Raw genomic sequence first — 16,892 nt, 5'->3', positions numbered from 1 at the left:
GCCTGTCTTTTATAGTGCAAAAAGACATTTCACATGATATCTAAAGTTATCCGGGCAACACTATTATGGCTTATATGCCTTCCATTTTCATCACCAGCGCAAGATGAAAAATACGATTACATCGCCAGCTATGGTCAGCACGGCAATAGCAGTCTGGCGGTCGTAAGAAAAAACAATCATTATGGGATGATTGACCGTCAGGGTAAAGAAGTTCTCCCCACAGAGTACGAGAAAATATACTCTTTCGGTGAGTCAACCTCCAACTGGGCCAAAATCCAGAAAGATGGACGCTACGGGTTTATTGATCGATCTGGAAGTATAGTATTAGCTCCAGTCTTTGACCGCATTTATTCTTTTGGAAGCAAAAATGTAAACTGGGCATTGGCAATGAAAGATGGGCTATACGGGTTTATTGATCGGTCTGGTGAAATAGCCGTACCATTTGTTTACAACGAAATCAATTCCTTTGGCAGCTATGGTGTTTCATGGGCACGAGTTGAGCGAGACGGCTTATATGGTTTTATTGACCGAAGTGGTAAAGAAGTGGTAGCACCTTCCTACCAACGAATTGGAAGCTTTGGATCAGGAGGGGTGGATTGGTCTAAAGTAGAAAAAAACGGACTCTTTGGATTCATTGATCGTTCAGGCAAAGAAATTGTTCCAACAAAATACACTTCTATTTCATCTTTTGGTACCATCACCAATCAATGGGCTCGGGTGGAAGTGAATGGTCTCTACGGAGTTATTGATAGAGCCGGAAAAGAGGTTATCGCACCGAAGTATGAACGCATTTATGATTTCGGAACCAAGGGCGCACCTCAACTAGCTTTAGTCAGAAAGGCCGGTCTTTACGGCTTTATTGACAAGGCGGGTAAAGAGGTCGTGCCACCAACTTATGAGCGTATTAGCTACTTTGACAAAGAAAACTCCAACTGGTCGTTAGTTGAAAGGGATGGCAAGTTTGGCTTTCTGGATAAGAGTGGAAAAGAAGTGGTGCCGGTTGTTATGACAGACTTAAGCAGCAGCTTTCATGAACTTAGCGATCACTTTGGATCAAGAGGTTCTCATCTGGGACGAATAGGGCCCGTTAAGAAATTTTGGGTAAGTGATTTTGTAGGGGAATATGCACTAATCAAAAGCAAAAAATCATGGAACCTAGGTGTGATCAATACCGACTTTGAAGTGGTGGTGCCTGTGGAGTACAAGAAAATTTTGGTAGATACCGATGGGAATATCCATGTTTGGAAATAAAAAGGAGGAGGCTGTCCTGAAATATTTCAAGTGTGTTGGTGTAAACTTCTCCCAAAATAAGGCATTAAAACATCCCCCTCACCCCCTTCTAAGGGGGAATATCCCCTTGAGGGGATTATAGGGGTGTTATAAATAAATAGTTTTTAGCTCAATACTTATCTTTATTCTTCAACTATTTGAAAGCCTCTGCAAAAAGCACTTTCATCTCTGCCCAACTTGCACTGTCAGCTTTTGCATCGTAGGCAAGTGCTCCTCTTAAATTTTCAAATTTTGCTGCAAGTGAATCGGCATCTTTATTTGTAAAAGCATGCACCACTCCATCATAAGAAATGTACTTGTAATCAACACCAGCAGCATCCATCACAGTTTTGAAATCTTGAACATGTTGTTCTGTGATCATTGGATCTGAGCCTCCATTGGCAATCAAAACTTTACCTTTCACAGCTCCTGAATCAGGCATTACCGGAAGCCGTAGACCTGCATGGAAAGCACCAACCGCATCCAGATCATAACCTGCATTTGCCATACTTAGCACAACAGACCCACCAAAGCAATAGCCTATCGCTCCAATTTTTTCATTATCAACATTTGGATGATTCTTTAATGTTTCCAATGCCGCATCAAATCGTGCCTTAGCCTCGTCGAAGTTGCCCATGACCATACCGGCAAATTCGCCAGCCTCATCCGGATGAGCCGCCTGCTTGCCATCTCCGTACATATCTACAGCGAGAGCTACATAACCCAGGTCAGCCAGCATCTCGGCTCTTTCTCTGGAATATTCATTGTGTCCCCACCATTCATGAACCACCAAAATACCCGGACGTTTGGATGAGTCGTTGACGTCCATGGCCAGATAACCTACCATGGTTGTAGAATCAGTGGCGTACGAAGTGACTTTTCCGATCACCTTCACCGGTACTTCTTCCGGCGTATCACTCTCTGATTCTTTTTCTGTGCTGGTGCAAGCAAACAAGAATGCTCCAAGCACTAATCCATAAAACAGTTTGAATTTCATCGTTCTTTAGGTTTTTAAGTTTGTATAAAGGTAAACAGGAATCAGCTACAGACTGTTCCGGTAAAACAAACTTGCTGATGCCTTAATCTTTGATTCTTAGTTCGTCAGACAGCTCGTTGGTATCAGAGTCTTTTCGAATAAAACCATTGTTCAAGAGCAAGTCCTTGCAGTGGTTGATTCCACTCACCAGCCCATCTCCTATTTTATTTTGTCTTAAACCATCGGTAATAAGAGTGACTACTTTCTCCCAGTCTTCTTTGTCAACCTTGGCATTGATTCCTTCATCCCCCATGACCAAGACCACATGCTCGAGCCTGCTTATATAAATCAAAATACCAACTCGTTCTTTGGTATCATACACTTTTTCATTGATGAATGCTTCTTTCGCACGGAGAGATATCATCTCCATGGCTCTTTCCTCAGAAACAAGAATTCTTTTAAGGATTGGAAATAGAATCGGGAGAAAATATCCAATAGCCATTAATCCAAGAATTACGATAAATACCTCAAGAAAGGATAAAGCAGGAAGCATCCATGTATAGGAGAGCAGCGCAATAATCCCAAATCCCGAAATTCCAAGGATTGCTGAGAGATGCCAGGATACTTCAGCATAATCATCACTTTTTCTCGTGAAAAAAGGGACAATCTCACCGCAAGACTCTTTTTCGAGTGCTTTAACAGCCTCCTTGACTTGATGCTTTTCTTCTTCTGTGAAAATATATTTTTTCATATGCTTCAAATTTTACCAGCCTCCGGATGCGCCACCGCCACCAAATCCTCCGCCTCCACCGGAGAACCCGCCACCACTGAAACCTCCTCCTCCGCCCCAGCCGGAAGAACCACCTACATAACCCCCATAATATCCGCCTCCACGTCTGCCACCTCCACCGGAACCAACCCCGTTTAGAAATACAAGTGCTAAAAAGGATGAAAAAATAGCAGCACCAAAACTTACTAGAATCCACATCACGATAAATACAATCGAAACCATGATGAGATTGCTCTTCAGATTACCTACTTTTTTACCAAGTAAACCTTTGATAATAAACACAACAAAAATGCATGCTACAATTCCTATGAAAAGAAAGAAAGAGTATTGATCATCATTGCTACTTCTCTTGCTACCTGATGATGTCACTTGTGGTAATTCCTCACCATCAATTAATCCAATGATAGCTTCAACTCCTTCTTCAATTCCAAGGTAGTAATCACCATCTCTGAAATGCGGAACAATAATATTTGAGATGATACGCTTTGCGTAAGCATCCGGGATCGCACCTTCCAGTCCATACCCCACCTCAATTCGCAGCTTCCGGTCATTTTTTGCAATGATTAACAACACTCCATCATCAACATCTTCACGCCCAAGTTTCCACTGGTCCACCACCCGAATAGAATATTGTTCTATCGTCTCCGGTTTAGTGCTAGATACAGTCAGGATGGCTAGCTGACTGCCCTTCCTTTCCTCCAAATCTTTCAGTTGATTGGTCAGATATGCCACTTCGTTTGGTGACAATATGTTTGCCTGATCTGTAACTCGTTCAGTAAGTGTTGGAACTTCCTGCTGGTCTTGCGCTTTCAAATGGCTAATGGCTACTATTGCGACAAGCAGAATGACTATTGATTTTAGGTATGATTTCATATCTTCGATGAAAATAAGGAAAATATAAATTCTACGAGAGCCTTGAGCTTTGAATATTAAATAAAACCTATGAGCAAGCGAGTAATTACCATACTGATTATTGTAGTCGTTGTTTTTCTTGGATACAATTTTTTCGCCGGGAAGTATAACAGCATGGTGACTATGGATGAAGAAGTTAATACCGAATGGGCCAATGTTGAAACTCAGTATCAGCGGAGATACGACCTTATTCCCAACCTTGTGAATACTGTAAAGGGTTTTGCAGAACAAGAAAGAGAAGTGCTGACTCAAGTGACAGAGGCCAGAGCAAAAGCATCGAGCATTCAAATCGACCCTTCGAATCTCAATCAGGAAGCACTTCAAAATTTTGCCAATGCACAGGGACAGTTAAACTCCGCGCTTTCCAGGTTGCTTGTTACTGTTGAGCGATATCCTGATTTAAAATCCAATCAGAATTTTCTTGAGCTTCAAGCCCAGCTAGAAGGAACCGAGAATCGGATTTCTGTGGCCAGAACGCGATTCAATGAGAAAACTAAAGCTTATAACACCTACATTAGGAAGTTTCCAAACACCATGCTTGCTGGCATGTTTGGTTTTGAAAGAAAGCCACTCTATGAGGCAACCGAAGGAGCGGAGAACGCCCCAACGGTAGCGTTTTGATTACTGGAGCTGAAAGTTTACCGGAAGCCGCATTCTTACCTTAACCGGGACTCCTCTTTGCTTACCGGGACTATAGTTTGGTAATAGCTTTAAAACCCTGATAGCTTCTTCATCACATCCGGCACCAATGCCCCTTATTACTTCAATGTTGGTGATTGCTCCGCTTTCATCTATTACGAATGCTAAAGTCACCCTCCCCTCAACACCAATGCGCTGGGCAGCTTTGGGGTATTTGATGTTTTTTGCGATGAAGCCTAAAAGTGCCGCATCTCCACCAGGAAACTCAGGCATTTCCTCAACTACATCAAAAGGTGTATCGTCGATCACTTCAATTTTTAACGGTTCGCTACTGACAGCATCATCAATTGCACGCTGAACATCTATTTCAAGTTTATCTTGCTCAATTGCTTTCGTTAGTTTTTCAACCTCTTTGATTTCAACAGCGGCTGAAATTACCTGCTTTTTAACTTTTGGCTTTGGAAGTTCTGGAATCTCTTGTTTGGTAACCTTTGGCTCCTCCAACACATACCAGGGTTCTTCAATGACAGGTGTCGTTTCTACCACAGGGTCAATAGGAGACCTCCATTCAAAGGCCACTAGCGTAAGAGATAGCGAAACAATCATTCCAATACCAAAGAACATAGGTCTTTTTGACTCTAGCTCATACTTTTTGTTTTTCTTCAGTTCCATGATTCAAGGATTTATAAGGTTTTCAATCATTAGATCGAAATAAAAGCATGAATCGTGCCTGAATGCCGACTTAGTTAAAATGGATTATCCCCTTGAGGGGATTACAGGGGTGTATTACATGTTAACACCTACCCATTCTACAATGCCTCGGATCGGCCTCAAGGGAGGAATTGAATAATGAACTGTTTTATTTTTTGCTCAATGTCAATTCAGAAAATCGTTGATGTGTTTGACCAGGTCATCGAAGACTTCCCTTCTTGGGAGTAAATCTTGAGTGTCATTCCCGGCAATGGGTCTGGGGATGGTCTGATGAGAGGCCTGAAGATACTGCTCGCACAGCTTCAAATCTTTTAGGATAGGATTGTTTCTGTCAAGGGAACAGGCATGCCTGAACTCCTCCAAATAAATTTCATACCATTTGGAAGCACTGCTAAAAGAAACAAGGGAGGTGAAGAACAACTCTAGCGCATTATCTCGTCCGCTGACAAAAGTTAGTCTGGATGGCTCAAAGTTATCTTCCTGAAGTGACCATAGTTTTAGGATGATTTCGGAGAGGTCCTTAGTTGAGGTGTATAGCACATCGGTACGATACAAGGAGGAAATCACGAGCGAAGAACCATCACCCAATGACTGGACGACAGACTTAAAATTTTGAGCTGTCTTATCTCTGAAATAGAAAGGCGGAGCTTCTTTTCCCTGTATGTGAATGTAGTGTAGCATATCGCTATAGCTTCCATTAATATACGCTCAATTTGGATAAAAAAAAGAGCCCGATACAATCGGGCTCCCTAGCTGGTTCTTAATTCAAATCGAATCGATCTGCATTCATCACTTTTGTCCAGGCTGTAATGAAGTCATGAACAAACTTTTCTTTATTGTCATCTTGTGCGTACAACTCTGCATATCCCCTAAGTATAGCGTTGGAACCGAAAACCAGATCTGCTCTTGTTGCCGTATAGGCTACTTCCCCTGTTTTTCTGTTTTTCCCTTCATAGAGGTTCGCTCCTTTGGGTTCCCATTTGTATTTCATGTCTGTCAGGTTCACAAAGAAATCATTAGATAGGGCTCCCACATTATCCGTGAATACACCATCCTTCGAACCACCATAATTAGCACCCATCACACGCATACCACCTACCAGCACCGTCATTTCAGGAGCTGTAAGTCCGAGTAGCTGTGCATGATCCAACATCATTTCTTCTGCTGTAGCCGCATACGCCTTCTTCTGGTAATTTCTAAAACCATCGGCCACTCGCTCTAATGGCTCAAAAGCCTCAACATCTGTCATTTCTTGTGTTGCATCACCTCTGCCCGGAGCAAATGGAACCGTAACATTAAATCCGGCAGCTTTTGCCGCTTGCTCCACCCCCACATTTCCTGCCAGCACAATTACATCTGCGACGCTAGCATTGAATTCATTAGCAATTGGTTCGAGCTTTGAAAGCACTTTTGAAAGCCTTCCGGGCTCATTACCTTCCCAATCTTTCTGAGGTGCTAATCTAATCCTAGCCCCGTTGGCTCCACCACGCATATCAGAACCCCTGAAAGTTCTCGCACTATCCCATGCGGTTGCTACCATATCCTGAATGGAAATTCCTGAATCTGCAATTTTCTTCTTCAATGCATCTACATCATAAGATGCGTTACCCGGCTCGATCGGATCCTGCCAGATCAAGTCTTCTTTCGGAACTTCAGGCCCAATGTATCTCACCTTAGGTCCCATGTCTCTGTGGGTTAGCTTAAACCATGCTCTTGCAAAGGTCTCGGAGAAATATTCCTGATCATCCTTGAATTTCAGAGAGATTTCACGGTAAATCGGATCTTCTCGCATGGCCATATCTGCGTCTGTCATAATCGGCATAGTCCTGACAGACGGATCTTCAACATCCACAGGCATGTCTTCTTCTTTGATATCGACAGGCATCCATTGGTTTGCGCCGGCAGGGCTTTTCTTTACTTCCCACTCGTGCTCAAAAAGCATTTTAAAATAGCCATTGTCCCATTTAGTAGGCTCTGATGTCCAGGCACCTTCAATACCACTGGTGATTGCGTGTCTACCAACTCCACCGTTTTGATTATTCGACCAGCCGAATCCTTGCTCTTCAATTGACGCTCCTTCCGGCTCAGGCCCTAACTTATTGGCATCTCCATTTCCATGTGCTTTACCTACTGAATGACCGCCTGCTGTCAATGCCACCGTTTCTTCATCGTTCATGGCCATTCGTTTAAATGTCTCTCTCACTTGAGCTGCAGTCTTAAGTGGATCGGGATTTCCATTAACCCCTTCAGGATTCACATAAATGAGCCCCATGTGGACAGCAGCCAAGGGATTTTCAAGTGTGGAAGGATCATCGAGGTTTTCATAGCGCTCTTCACTAGGTGCAAGAAATTCTTTTTCTGCTCCCCAGTAGACATCCTTTTCAGGGTGCCAGATGTCTGGTCTTCCATAGGAGAAGCCAAACATTTTCAATCCCATGGTTTCATAAGCAGCATTCCCTGCTAAAATGTAAAGATCTGCCCAGCTGATTTTGTTGCCATATTTCTTTTTGAGAGGCCAAAGAAGTCGTCTGGCTTTATCCAGGCTGACATTGTCTGGCCAGGAGTTTAATGGAGAAAAGCGCTGATTCCCTGTTCCTGCACCACCTCTACCGTCGGAGATCCGATACGTACCAGCCGCATGCCAGGCCATTCGGATCATTAACCCTCCATAATGACCCCAGTCAGCGGGCCACCAATCCTGACTGTCCGTCATTAAGGCATGCATGTCTGCTTTTATAGCATCAAAGTCTAATTCTTTAACCGCTTCCCGATAATCAAAATTCTCATCATAAGGATTTGTTTTGGAGTCGTGCTGACCTAAGATATCCAGATTGAGAGAATTTGGCCACCAGTGTTTATCAGTAGTGCCGGTGGAGGTATTTCCTCCATGAAATGGGCATTTGCCAGCCCCATTTGAAGATGCGTTCATATTCATTTTAGAAAAGGTTTTAATACTTTAACTAGAGTAAATCTATTATTATCATAATTTATAAATTTTATATGGCTATAAGAATAATCTATAAAGGATTTCTTGTTTGCTTTTGCATGTTTTTGTCGCAAAGAGGCTATTCTCAGTCTAAGAATACATTTAAAACCAAATACACAATAGAGGATTTATCGCTTGTCCCACCAGTACCCGACTATTCAGAGATGAAATACTGGATTGCCCATCCGGAAGTTAAGGATATGGCCGATGAAGTACCAGGAAAAGGTGAGCTTAAAGAATATCAGGCAAATGCTGCTGTAGATGTTTTCTTCATTTATCCTACCATCTATTCCAAAAAACAGGACAAAGAGCACCCTTGGTTTGCTGATGTAAATGATGAGAAGCTGAACAAGGAAATAGCAAACTCAACAATCAAATATCAAGCGAGCGTGTTCAATGGTTCAGCAAAAGTTTATTCACCACTTTATCGGCAGGCACACATTGGCATTTACAGTATGGGTAACCTGCCTTTAAAGGTTGAAGCGTTAGAGTTTGCTTATACAGATGTGAAAAGGGCATTTGAATATTACCTTGATAACTGGAATCAAGGCAGGCCGATTATAATTGCATCACATAGTCAGGGAACTAACCATGCGACAAAGCTGCTGAGTGAATTCTTTGAAAACAAGCCTTTAATGGAGCAATTGGTAGCCGCTTACATTGTAGGTATGCCTATGGATAAAGGAACTTTTAGCAACATTCCAATATGCGATAATCCTACTGAAATAGGTTGTTGGTTGACATGGAATACATATGCACGTGACTACTACCCGCCTAACCATGACTTTTGGTATGCAGATGCACTAAATGTGAATCCTTTGAGTTGGACGACAGACACTGCCTATGTTTCCTGGGGAGCAAACCAGGGAGGGATTTTGAAGAATTTCAAAAAGATAAGAACGGGGCTTTCTGACGCTCAAAACAAGGATGGCATGCTCTGGATCAATAAGCCCAAGTTTTTTGGAAACTTCCTGATCAACTGGAAACGCTATCACATTGTGGATTACAACCTCTTTTATATGAATATCCGGGAAAATGTAGCAGAGCGTGTGGAGACGTATTTGAGAGAGAAAGAATATTTGGATTGACCGTCACTTCGAACTGAGGTACGAAGGAGAAGTCCCCTTCTGATAGATTGGGCTGAATATTGATGAGACTTCTTTTTTCGTTCGTCATTTCGAACCGACGAAGGAGGGAGAAATCTCCCCATTTATTGCTCCAAATCAAGGAGACCTCTCAGTCGTGCCTTCTTCGAGGTGACGTTAGTACCAGAGCACCGTCACTTCGAATCCATTAAGGTGAGAAGTCCCCTCTTCTATGATTTACCAATAGCTATTCAAGGTCATCATACAAATCTTTCCATTCAGGATTTATACTCTCAATGAGATTAATCTTCTTTTCTCTTCGATACTTTTTAACCTGTTTCTCACGATCAATAGCTTCTTCTATAGAATGGAATCCCTCAAAATAGACCAACTTATCAATGTTGTATTTTGCAGTGAAGCTTTGGGGTAGAGTTTGGTTTTGTGCTCATATACACGAGGAATCAATTCGGAAGTAACACCAGTGTAGAAAACAGTATGATGTTGGTTTGTCATAATATAAACAGCACCTCCTTTTTCCATCAAGCTAAATATAATTAGAACCGTCACTTCGAACCGAGGTACGAGGGAGAAGTCCTGATAAATTTTGGGATGAATATTGAGGAGGGAGAAATCTCCCCATTTATTGCTCCAAATCAAGGAGACCCCTCAGTCGTGCCTTCTTCGAGGTGACGCTAGTACAGAGCACCGTCACTTCCATTAGGCTGAGTAGCCCCTCTTAAAAATAATTTTGATTACCCCTCCCGAAACCTCTCCTTCTCCTTATACTCCTCCAAAAAGTCAGGTAGCAATGCCATCATCCGCTGATGAATATCGAAGACAGTGGCACTGGCGAGATAGTCTATTGAGAAATCACAATATTCAATGAAGCTGGTGAGTTTGTCACCTTCCAGTTTCGTGTTTTCTGCCACCCAATCACGTGTAAATTTGAGATTAGCTTTTGTAGTAATATGCTGGCGTTTCATGATCTGCTGCATCTTTCGTTTCTCTTTTTCCTTTTTGCTAAAAGAATGGTGAAGAGCTGAGACCGGATGAAAAAACACAAAAGCCGGGTGTAGGTATTCGTTTTTTTCAAGGACAGGATAAGGATCCATCACCACTTCGGGTACACCAAATATTTTGAATGTGGTGTCTTTCGGTTGCTCTTGAATGATCAATTCTTTGAACCGCTCATATTCAGGAAATTCCCCTACGACCACTTCATCCAGGTAGATTGTATTAACCGGAAGTAAGAATTCGATTTCTTCCTCCTTAAACCAGGTGGAATCTGCAATCCAGGCAAGCGTGGTATGACCTACACTTGAGAAGACCAGTGTATCACCTATTTGTGAGGGAATCCTAAACTTTCCTTCCTCATTGGTGGATGTCAAGCTGCCGGCATCTATGTTTCTTACGTGCACACCAATCATTTCGTCACCACTCAAACTATCACGAACCACTCCATAGACGTATGTACGCTGCGCCTGCACAGCAACCCCAATGAGGATCAGCGATATGGTCATCAGAAATTTCAAGAATCAAATATCATTGATTAATAAATGCGAATTTTTGATTTAGGATTATTTAACATTTTATGCAAAAGCAGGTTAATTGGTAATGATTGAAATCAAAAAGCATTCCGGTATCTATACATTAACAGTAATGCAGCAACTTCCAATTGGGTTGTCTGAGGCCTGGGAATTTTTTTCATCACCAAAAAATCTGGAGAAGATCACACCTCAACAGATGGGTTTTAAGATTACCTCCGGAGAGCCTGGCAAAATGTATCCAGGTCAAATAATTAGTTATAAGGTATCGCCTTTACCAGGAATTAAAACCAGCTGGGTGACGGAGATCACGCAGGTAAAGCATGGAAAATTCTTTGTGGACGAACAACGATTTGGCCCTTATCGAATGTGGCACCATGAACATCATTTTGAAGAAAATGAACAAGGTGTAATGATGACAGATAAGGTCTCATACAAAATGCCATTTGGATTCCTGGGACATCTTGCTCAAGTACTTTTGGTAAAGAAACAGCTCAAAGGAATTTTTGAATATCGGGTGAAGGTGCTGGAGGAGAAGTTTGGGAAGTAGCTATCTTTATTGGTGATGACCTCACCAAACATGAAGATATGGACCGTCGAAAAGTAATTAAAGGAATGGCCGCCGGGATAGCAGGGCTTCCATTTATTCAGGCTAAAGCTAATCGCCCCACCATTGCAGATTATTCAGGTTTCTTCCAATCAGATCAGACTACTGATGAAAAATTCTGGAAAAAATTCCGAAAGGATTTTTATGATGTGCCAAAAGACTTTATCAACCTCGAGAATGGGTATTTTGGAGTACAACCACTTCCGGTACAAAAGGCATATTTAAAAAATATTAAGCAGGTAAATGTTAACTCCTCCAGATACCTAAGAACCAACTACGGAGCAGATTACCAATCTATTGTTAGCAGCTTATCAAACTTTGCCGGGATTGACCCGGAAGAAGCATTGATTACCAGAAATGCGACGGAAGCTCTCAATATTGTGATCCAAGGACTGGATTGGAAAACTGGTGATGAAGTCATCCTTTCCGGAAAGGACTATTTCAGCATGATTGAGACATTTGAAATGCTGGAAAAGCAAAAAGGAATTGCAATAAAAAGAATCAACCTTCCACTGCTTCCAAAAAGTGATGAGGAAATACTTGATAAATATACTGCGGCGGTAACCCCAAAGACCAGATGTATTTTATGCACGCATATCATTCATCTGACCGGACAGATTATGCCCATTAAGAAAATATCAGATCAATTTAAACCTCAGGGAATTGAAGTCATTGTAGATGCTGCCCATAGTTTCGCTCAGGTCGATTATAAACTGAAAGATTTAGGTGCTGATTTTGTAGGTGTCAACCTTCACAAATGGTTTGGCAACCCACTAGGTGCAGGCCTTCTATATGTCAATAAAGATCGCATCAAAGACCTAAAGCCACTTTATGGAGATAGCGGTTCAGAAGAGGATGACATAATGAAGTTGGGACATTTTGGAACACTTTCCGTTCCAACTATACTGACTATTCCAGAGGCCCAGTCATTCAATGAAACCATTACCGTATCGACAAAAGAAAAACGTTTGCGATATCTCCAAACCTATTGGACAGCAAAGGCAAGGGAGATTCCAAATGTAATGGTTACTACTCCATCAGAATCAGCGCGAAGCTGTGCGATTGCCAGCTTCAAAGTCGAAGGAAAAGAGACCAAAAAGGTGATTGACGAACTTTATGAAAAAACGAAGGTGTTCACAGTGATTCGATATTTACCGGACCAAGAGGTGGTGAGAGTCACACCGAATCTGTATAACCTAACTGAAGAACTGGATGTGCTGATGGAGGGTATTACCAAAATAGCCGCTTCTTAAAAAAGCAATCAAATGAAAAACCTACTCAAACTGGAGGAACTCATGATGTTTCTCCTATCCATCTACCTGTTCAGCTTCCTCGATTATGCATGGTGGATTTACCTGCTGTTGATCTTAACTCCGGATATTGGGATGCTTGGGTACCTGATTAACACCAAAATTGGAGCAACAAGTTATAACTTCTTCCACCATAAAGGCATTGCAATTTTGATAGGATTTGCAGGCTTTTGGTGGATGATTCCTGAACTTCAGCTGGCAGGTATCATCCTCTTTGGACATGCCAGTATGGATCGTATTTTCGGGTATGGATTAAAGTTTAGTGATAACTTTAAGCATACACACCTTGGAAACCTATAGTTATGGCTAAAGCACCATTCCCTTCAGAAGACATGGCCCTGACCACCATTTTGGTGGTTTCAGACATGGCCAAATCCAAAGACTTTTACCAAAATGTACTTGGTGCAGAGATCTACCGGGAGTATGGTGGAGACTCTTGCGTTTTACAGTTTTTAGGAAACTGGATTTTGCTTGTCACCTCCGGCGGGCCAACTAAGGACAAACCGGAAATACAATTTATGCCGCCCAAAAATCCAAATGATGTCAGTCATTCATTTACCATTCGGGTAAAGGATTGCATGGGTTGCTACGAAACACTGAAGGAGAGAGGAGCCAATTTCTTAACTCCACCCGTTGATTGGGGTGCCGAGATTCGGGCATTTTTCACGGATCCGGATGGCCATTTATTTGAGATCAGCCAGGTATGATATCCATCGTCATCCCGACACTCAATGAGGAAGAATATCTCAGGAAGACCATTGAGCATACGCTGAGTTGTGCCGAGAAAAAGGAAGAGCTTGAAATAATTGTAATAGACGCGGGGAGTACAGATTCTACGCTAGAAAGTATTGAAGCAATGCGGGTAAAGACCTTCTCTTTGCCTGAGTTTATTTTCAAAAAATTCCTGAGCATGAATTTTGGTGCTCAGCAATCATCCGGTGAGGTAATATTGTTTCTGGATGCAGATACGTTTTTGCCTGAGGGATTTGATCAAAAAATTAGAAAAGTGCTACAGAATCAAAAAGTCTACGGCGGAGCTTTTGAGTTTTCTTTTCTGAAGCCAGATTGGAAGCTTTCGATTATCACTTTTATTAATCGCATTCGATATCGTTTTGGAAGGGTCTACTATGGAGATCAGGCAGTTTTTTTACGCAGGTCGGCATTGGAAGAGATTGGAGGAGTTCCAGAAAACCCACTGATGGAGACAGCCTACTTATGCAAACGGTTAAGAAGGGCAGGAAAACTTTCACTAATAAAATCATCCATTAAGACTTCTCCACGAAGATTTAACGAGCATGGGTTTTTTAAAATCGCTTGGTTTGACCTCAATATGTTCATTCGTTTTAATTTAGGCTTTCCTGTCTCCCCATATGCTGAAAAGTATTGGAGCAAAAACCTAAAAACATAAATGACTCAACCCCTTGTTTCCATTATCATGGCGGCCAAAGACACAGCGCCGTATTTGCCCGGATGTATTAACTCCATCATTGGCCAAACCTATAAAAACTGGGAGCTGATTGCGATCAATGATCACTCAAAGGATCGTACGCCGGAGATATTGAATTGGTATGCAGAAAAAGATGATCGAATCAAGGTGGTTCACAGCAAACGCCATAAGCTGATTCCAGCGTTGAAAGAAGGATATGCCACGGTCAAGGGAGAGCTCATCAACCGGATGGATTCGGATGATAAAATGCCACGAGACAAACTGGAAGTGTTGGTAAAGGAATGGATGAAGTATGGCAAGGGACACATCATTGCCGGGGGTACGGAACATTTTGTGGAAAAAGGAGAAGTGGGTGATGGCTTTCGCCGATATGAAATCTGGCTCAATGAAGTAGCAAGGAATGAAACCCACTATCAGGAGATTTATCAGGAGTGTGTAATTCCATCACACTGCTGGATCATTCACAAAGAGGATTTTGATAAAGTAAACGGGTTTAATCCGGAAGTATACCCGGAAGATTACGACCTGTGTTTTCGTTTCTATAAAGAAGGGCTGAAAGTTCATGGAATCGACAAAGTGCTGCATTATTGGAGAGATCGATCGGATCGGATTTCCCGAACGTGGGAAGAGTACAAAGACAACCGCTATTTCGAGATGAAGCTTCGGTACTTCTACCAAATCGACAGGGATCGGGGGCGACCGCTGGTACTTTGGGGGGCAGGAAGAAACGGGAAAGACCTGGCGAAGCTCCTTTTTGAGGAGGAAAATAGTTTTCACTGGGTATGTGACAATAAGCGAAAGGTGGGAAAGGATGTCTATGGAATTACGATCGAACATCAGGATGCTGTTCCCACATTTAAAAATCCACAAATCGTGATTGTGGTGACATCCCCTGATGAGAAAGTGGAGATTAGAAAAATGCTAGAGGGTTGGGGGAAAAAGCCGGTGAAAGATTATTGGTTTTTTGCCTGATGGCGACCCGAAAGTTCATATTACCCATCATTGTTCTAGCACAATTCATGTGCACTTCACTCTGGTTTGCCGGCAATGCTATAATGCCGGACCTGATTGTTAAGCTTGACCTCCAATCAGCGGATCTGGGATACATGACTTCATCCGTGCAATTCGGGTTTATCATTGGCACACTGGTGTATGCGGTCTTTACCATCGCTGATCGTTTTCACCCATCCAATGTGTTTTTTACTAGTGCCTTCTTAGGTGCCACAGCAAACCTGTTGATCGTGTTGGATGTTTCATTTAGTCAAATCCTGATTTTTCGATTTCTAACTGGGTTTTTCCTTGCCGGAATCTATCCGGTGGGAATGAAGATTGCCTCTGACTATTACGAGAAAGGACTTGGAAAAGCACTGAGCTTTTTGGTGGGGGCACTGGTGGTCGGAACAGCTTTACCTCATTTGATCGCAAGCATGGAGGTTTCTTATGACTGGCGATTGGTTTTGATTCTCACCTCTGCACTCGGTGTGCTGGGGGGATTGCTGATAAGACTTTTTGTTGGTGAAGGTCCATATCGAAGCAAGCTTCAGATACCGAAGTTTAGTATCATCGGTCAGGTGTTCAAAAATAAGGAGTTTCGGGCTGCATCTTTTGGATACTTTGGCCACATGTGGGAATTGTATGCGTTTTGGGCGTTTGTTCCGATCATTTTGGCTCAGTATAGAGCATATCATTTAGATACAGTCAACATCCCACTTCTTTCATTCTTTGTCATTGGTCTGGGAGGATTGGCTTGCGTTTTTGGTGGTTATATATCCGATCATTGGGGACCAAAAAAAGTGGCTACCTGGGCTTTAGGTCTTTCCGGAATTTGTTGTCTGTTATCTCCACTCATGTTTGAGGTTTCACTTCCTTTTTTTATCGCATTTCTGATTTTTTGGGGTTTGGTGGTGATCGCAGATTCCCCGCTGTTTTCAACTCTCGTTGCTCAAAATGCCAATCCTGAATTGAAAGGCACAGCACTTACTCTTGTGACCTGCATAGGTTTTGCTATCACTATTGTGAGTATTCAGCTCTTAAGCGTATTGGTGGAATTCGTTCCTTTCGAGAATCTCTACCTGATTTTGGCGGTTGGGCCAATGATCGGCGTTATCAATTTGATAAAATCTACTTCCGCTTCATCTTAAAAACCTCCGTCCAGGCCTTATCTCCATTTTTCAGATCTAACCGGATTTCGATTTCATCATCAGACTTCCGCTCAAAAACCAGCCCTTTCAGCACAATCATGTCTTCCGTAAACTCAATGGCTTTGAAGTGAACGAAATCTTCTTTCGTTTCCCATCCGGTCATATCCGGGTTGAAGTGTTTGAGCCGAAGACCTGTAGAGTCCATCACCATAAACTCGTAGAAATTGAGACTTCCATCGCCTTTGTGGTGACGGTAGGTTCCCATCATCGTGCCATCTGCTGATGGCAAAGACCAGACCTCTTCTGAAGTTCCGCCAAACCCATCACCGGTCCAGCTTCCGGCCAGCCAGGCGTAGGGAACATCCGTATTCTGACCGTGAAGTGAGGTGATAGAAAAGATCAGGATAGCCGTAAGAATGTTAAATACTTTCATGTCTTTTTATTTTATTGACGATTAAACCAGGATCAATCCGAC

General features: G+C 42.5%; 19 protein-coding genes. 10 read left to right on the top strand and 9 right to left on the bottom strand.

Annotated features, from left to right (window positions below):
- Positions 1-33 precede the first annotated feature (33 nt).
- The gene (locus CHB71_RS00730; protein ID WP_089354964.1) at positions 34-1,251 is read left to right on the top strand and encodes a WG repeat-containing protein; all 1,218 of its coding nucleotides are present in this window, start codon (positions 34-36) and stop codon (positions 1,249-1,251) included.
- 172 nt (positions 1,252-1,423) lie between these two features.
- On the opposite strand, the gene CHB71_RS00725 is transcribed toward CHB71_RS00730, so the two are convergent.
- The 3 genes from CHB71_RS00725 to CHB71_RS00715 all read right to left on the bottom strand — a co-directional run bounded on the left by CHB71_RS00725 (position 1,424) and on the right by CHB71_RS00715 (position 3,908).
- Positions 1,424-2,266 carry a dienelactone hydrolase family protein gene (locus CHB71_RS00725; RefSeq protein ID WP_089354963.1) on the bottom strand — a complete coding sequence of 281 codons (843 nt, stop codon included), beginning with the start codon at positions 2,264-2,266 and terminating at the stop codon, positions 1,424-1,426.
- Positions 2,267-2,348: 82 nt separating this feature from the next.
- The gene (locus CHB71_RS00720) at positions 2,349-2,996 is read right to left on the bottom strand and encodes a TPM domain-containing protein (protein WP_089354962.1); all 648 of its coding nucleotides are present in this window, start codon (positions 2,994-2,996) and stop codon (positions 2,349-2,351) included.
- A 12-nt stretch (positions 2,997-3,008) separates the two neighbouring features.
- The gene (locus CHB71_RS00715) at positions 3,009-3,908 is read right to left on the bottom strand and encodes a TPM domain-containing protein (RefSeq protein ID WP_089354961.1); all 900 of its coding nucleotides are present in this window, start codon (positions 3,906-3,908) and stop codon (positions 3,009-3,011) included.
- 69 nt (positions 3,909-3,977) lie between these two features.
- Here CHB71_RS00715 and CHB71_RS00710 point away from each other — a divergent pair, with 69 nt between their 5' ends.
- A complete protein-coding gene (locus CHB71_RS00710; protein WP_089354960.1) occupies positions 3,978-4,568 on the top strand; it encodes a LemA family protein in 591 nt (196 codons plus the stop codon).
- On the opposite strand, the gene CHB71_RS00705 is transcribed toward CHB71_RS00710, so the two are convergent.
- From CHB71_RS00705 to katG, 3 genes are all read right to left on the bottom strand, one after another.
- Positions 4,569-5,258, bottom strand: coding sequence for an energy transducer TonB (locus tag CHB71_RS00705; RefSeq protein ID WP_089354959.1), 690 nt, complete (start codon positions 5,256-5,258; stop codon positions 4,569-4,571). It lies immediately after the preceding gene.
- Between the two features lie 204 nt (positions 5,259-5,462).
- The gene (locus tag CHB71_RS00700; RefSeq protein ID WP_089354958.1) at positions 5,463-5,978 is read right to left on the bottom strand and encodes a hypothetical protein; all 516 of its coding nucleotides are present in this window, start codon (positions 5,976-5,978) and stop codon (positions 5,463-5,465) included.
- Positions 5,979-6,057: 79 nt separating this feature from the next.
- On the bottom strand, positions 6,058-8,226 hold the full coding sequence (gene katG / locus CHB71_RS00695) for a catalase/peroxidase HPI (protein WP_089355589.1): 2,169 nt from the start codon (positions 8,224-8,226) through the stop codon (positions 6,058-6,060).
- A 71-nt stretch (positions 8,227-8,297) separates the two neighbouring features.
- On the opposite strand from katG, the gene CHB71_RS00690 reads away from it, so the two are divergent.
- Positions 8,298-9,371, top strand: a complete 1,074-nt coding sequence (locus tag CHB71_RS00690) for a DUF3089 domain-containing protein (RefSeq protein WP_089354957.1) — start codon at positions 8,298-8,300, stop codon at positions 9,369-9,371.
- Positions 9,372-9,728: 357 nt separating this feature from the next.
- On the opposite strand, the gene CHB71_RS19160 is transcribed toward CHB71_RS00690, so the two are convergent.
- Together CHB71_RS19160 and CHB71_RS00680 are read right to left on the bottom strand one after the other, a co-directional pair.
- The gene (locus tag CHB71_RS19160) at positions 9,729-9,881 is read right to left on the bottom strand and encodes a GIY-YIG nuclease family protein (RefSeq protein WP_369073800.1); all 153 of its coding nucleotides are present in this window, start codon (positions 9,879-9,881) and stop codon (positions 9,729-9,731) included.
- A gap of 239 nt (positions 9,882-10,120) precedes the next feature.
- Positions 10,121-10,888, bottom strand: coding sequence for a carboxypeptidase-like regulatory domain-containing protein (locus CHB71_RS00680; protein ID WP_089354956.1), 768 nt, complete (start codon positions 10,886-10,888; stop codon positions 10,121-10,123).
- A gap of 94 nt (positions 10,889-10,982) precedes the next feature.
- Here CHB71_RS00680 and CHB71_RS00675 point away from each other — a divergent pair, with 94 nt between their 5' ends.
- Genes CHB71_RS00675 through CHB71_RS00645 form a run of 7 tightly spaced genes read left to right on the top strand, consistent with a single transcriptional unit; the run spans position 10,983 to position 16,417 of the window.
- Positions 10,983-11,462 carry an SRPBCC family protein gene (locus CHB71_RS00675; RefSeq protein ID WP_245811190.1) on the top strand — a complete coding sequence of 160 codons (480 nt, stop codon included), beginning with the start codon at positions 10,983-10,985 and terminating at the stop codon, positions 11,460-11,462.
- Positions 11,463-11,500: 38 nt separating this feature from the next.
- A complete protein-coding gene (locus tag CHB71_RS00670) occupies positions 11,501-12,772 on the top strand; it encodes an aminotransferase class V-fold PLP-dependent enzyme (protein WP_089354955.1) in 1,272 nt (423 codons plus the stop codon).
- Positions 12,773-12,784: 12 nt separating this feature from the next.
- Positions 12,785-13,129 carry a DUF4260 domain-containing protein gene (locus CHB71_RS00665; RefSeq protein WP_089354954.1) on the top strand — a complete coding sequence of 115 codons (345 nt, stop codon included), beginning with the start codon at positions 12,785-12,787 and terminating at the stop codon, positions 13,127-13,129.
- Between the two features lie 2 nt (positions 13,130-13,131).
- On the top strand, positions 13,132-13,536 hold the full coding sequence (locus CHB71_RS00660; RefSeq protein ID WP_089354953.1) for a VOC family protein: 405 nt from the start codon (positions 13,132-13,134) through the stop codon (positions 13,534-13,536).
- Positions 13,533-14,237 carry a TIGR04283 family arsenosugar biosynthesis glycosyltransferase gene (locus CHB71_RS00655; RefSeq protein ID WP_089354952.1) on the top strand — a complete coding sequence of 235 codons (705 nt, stop codon included), beginning with the start codon at positions 13,533-13,535 and terminating at the stop codon, positions 14,235-14,237. The genes CHB71_RS00660 and CHB71_RS00655 overlap by 4 nt, the downstream gene beginning before the upstream one ends.
- Positions 14,238-15,248, top strand: a complete 1,011-nt coding sequence (locus CHB71_RS00650) for a glycosyltransferase family 2 protein (RefSeq protein ID WP_089354951.1) — start codon at positions 14,238-14,240, stop codon at positions 15,246-15,248.
- A complete protein-coding gene (locus tag CHB71_RS00645) occupies positions 15,248-16,417 on the top strand; it encodes an MFS transporter (RefSeq protein ID WP_089354950.1) in 1,170 nt (389 codons plus the stop codon). Before CHB71_RS00650 ends, CHB71_RS00645 begins: the two co-directional genes overlap by 1 nt.
- On the opposite strand, the gene CHB71_RS00640 is transcribed toward CHB71_RS00645, so the two are convergent.
- Positions 16,398-16,850, bottom strand: a complete 453-nt coding sequence (locus tag CHB71_RS00640; RefSeq protein WP_089354949.1) for a DUF6265 family protein — start codon at positions 16,848-16,850, stop codon at positions 16,398-16,400. The two genes, CHB71_RS00645 and CHB71_RS00640, sit on opposite strands and share 20 nt — an antisense overlap.
- Between the last annotated feature and the right edge of the window lie 42 nt (positions 16,851-16,892).

Origin of the sequence: Ekhidna lutea (assembly GCF_900188325.1) — a bacterium.
GTDB classification, from domain to species: Bacteria; Bacteroidota; Bacteroidia; order Cytophagales; family Cyclobacteriaceae; genus Ekhidna; species Ekhidna lutea.
Note: the sequence above shows the minus strand (reverse complement) of the source record. Positions and strands in the feature narration are given on the sequence as shown.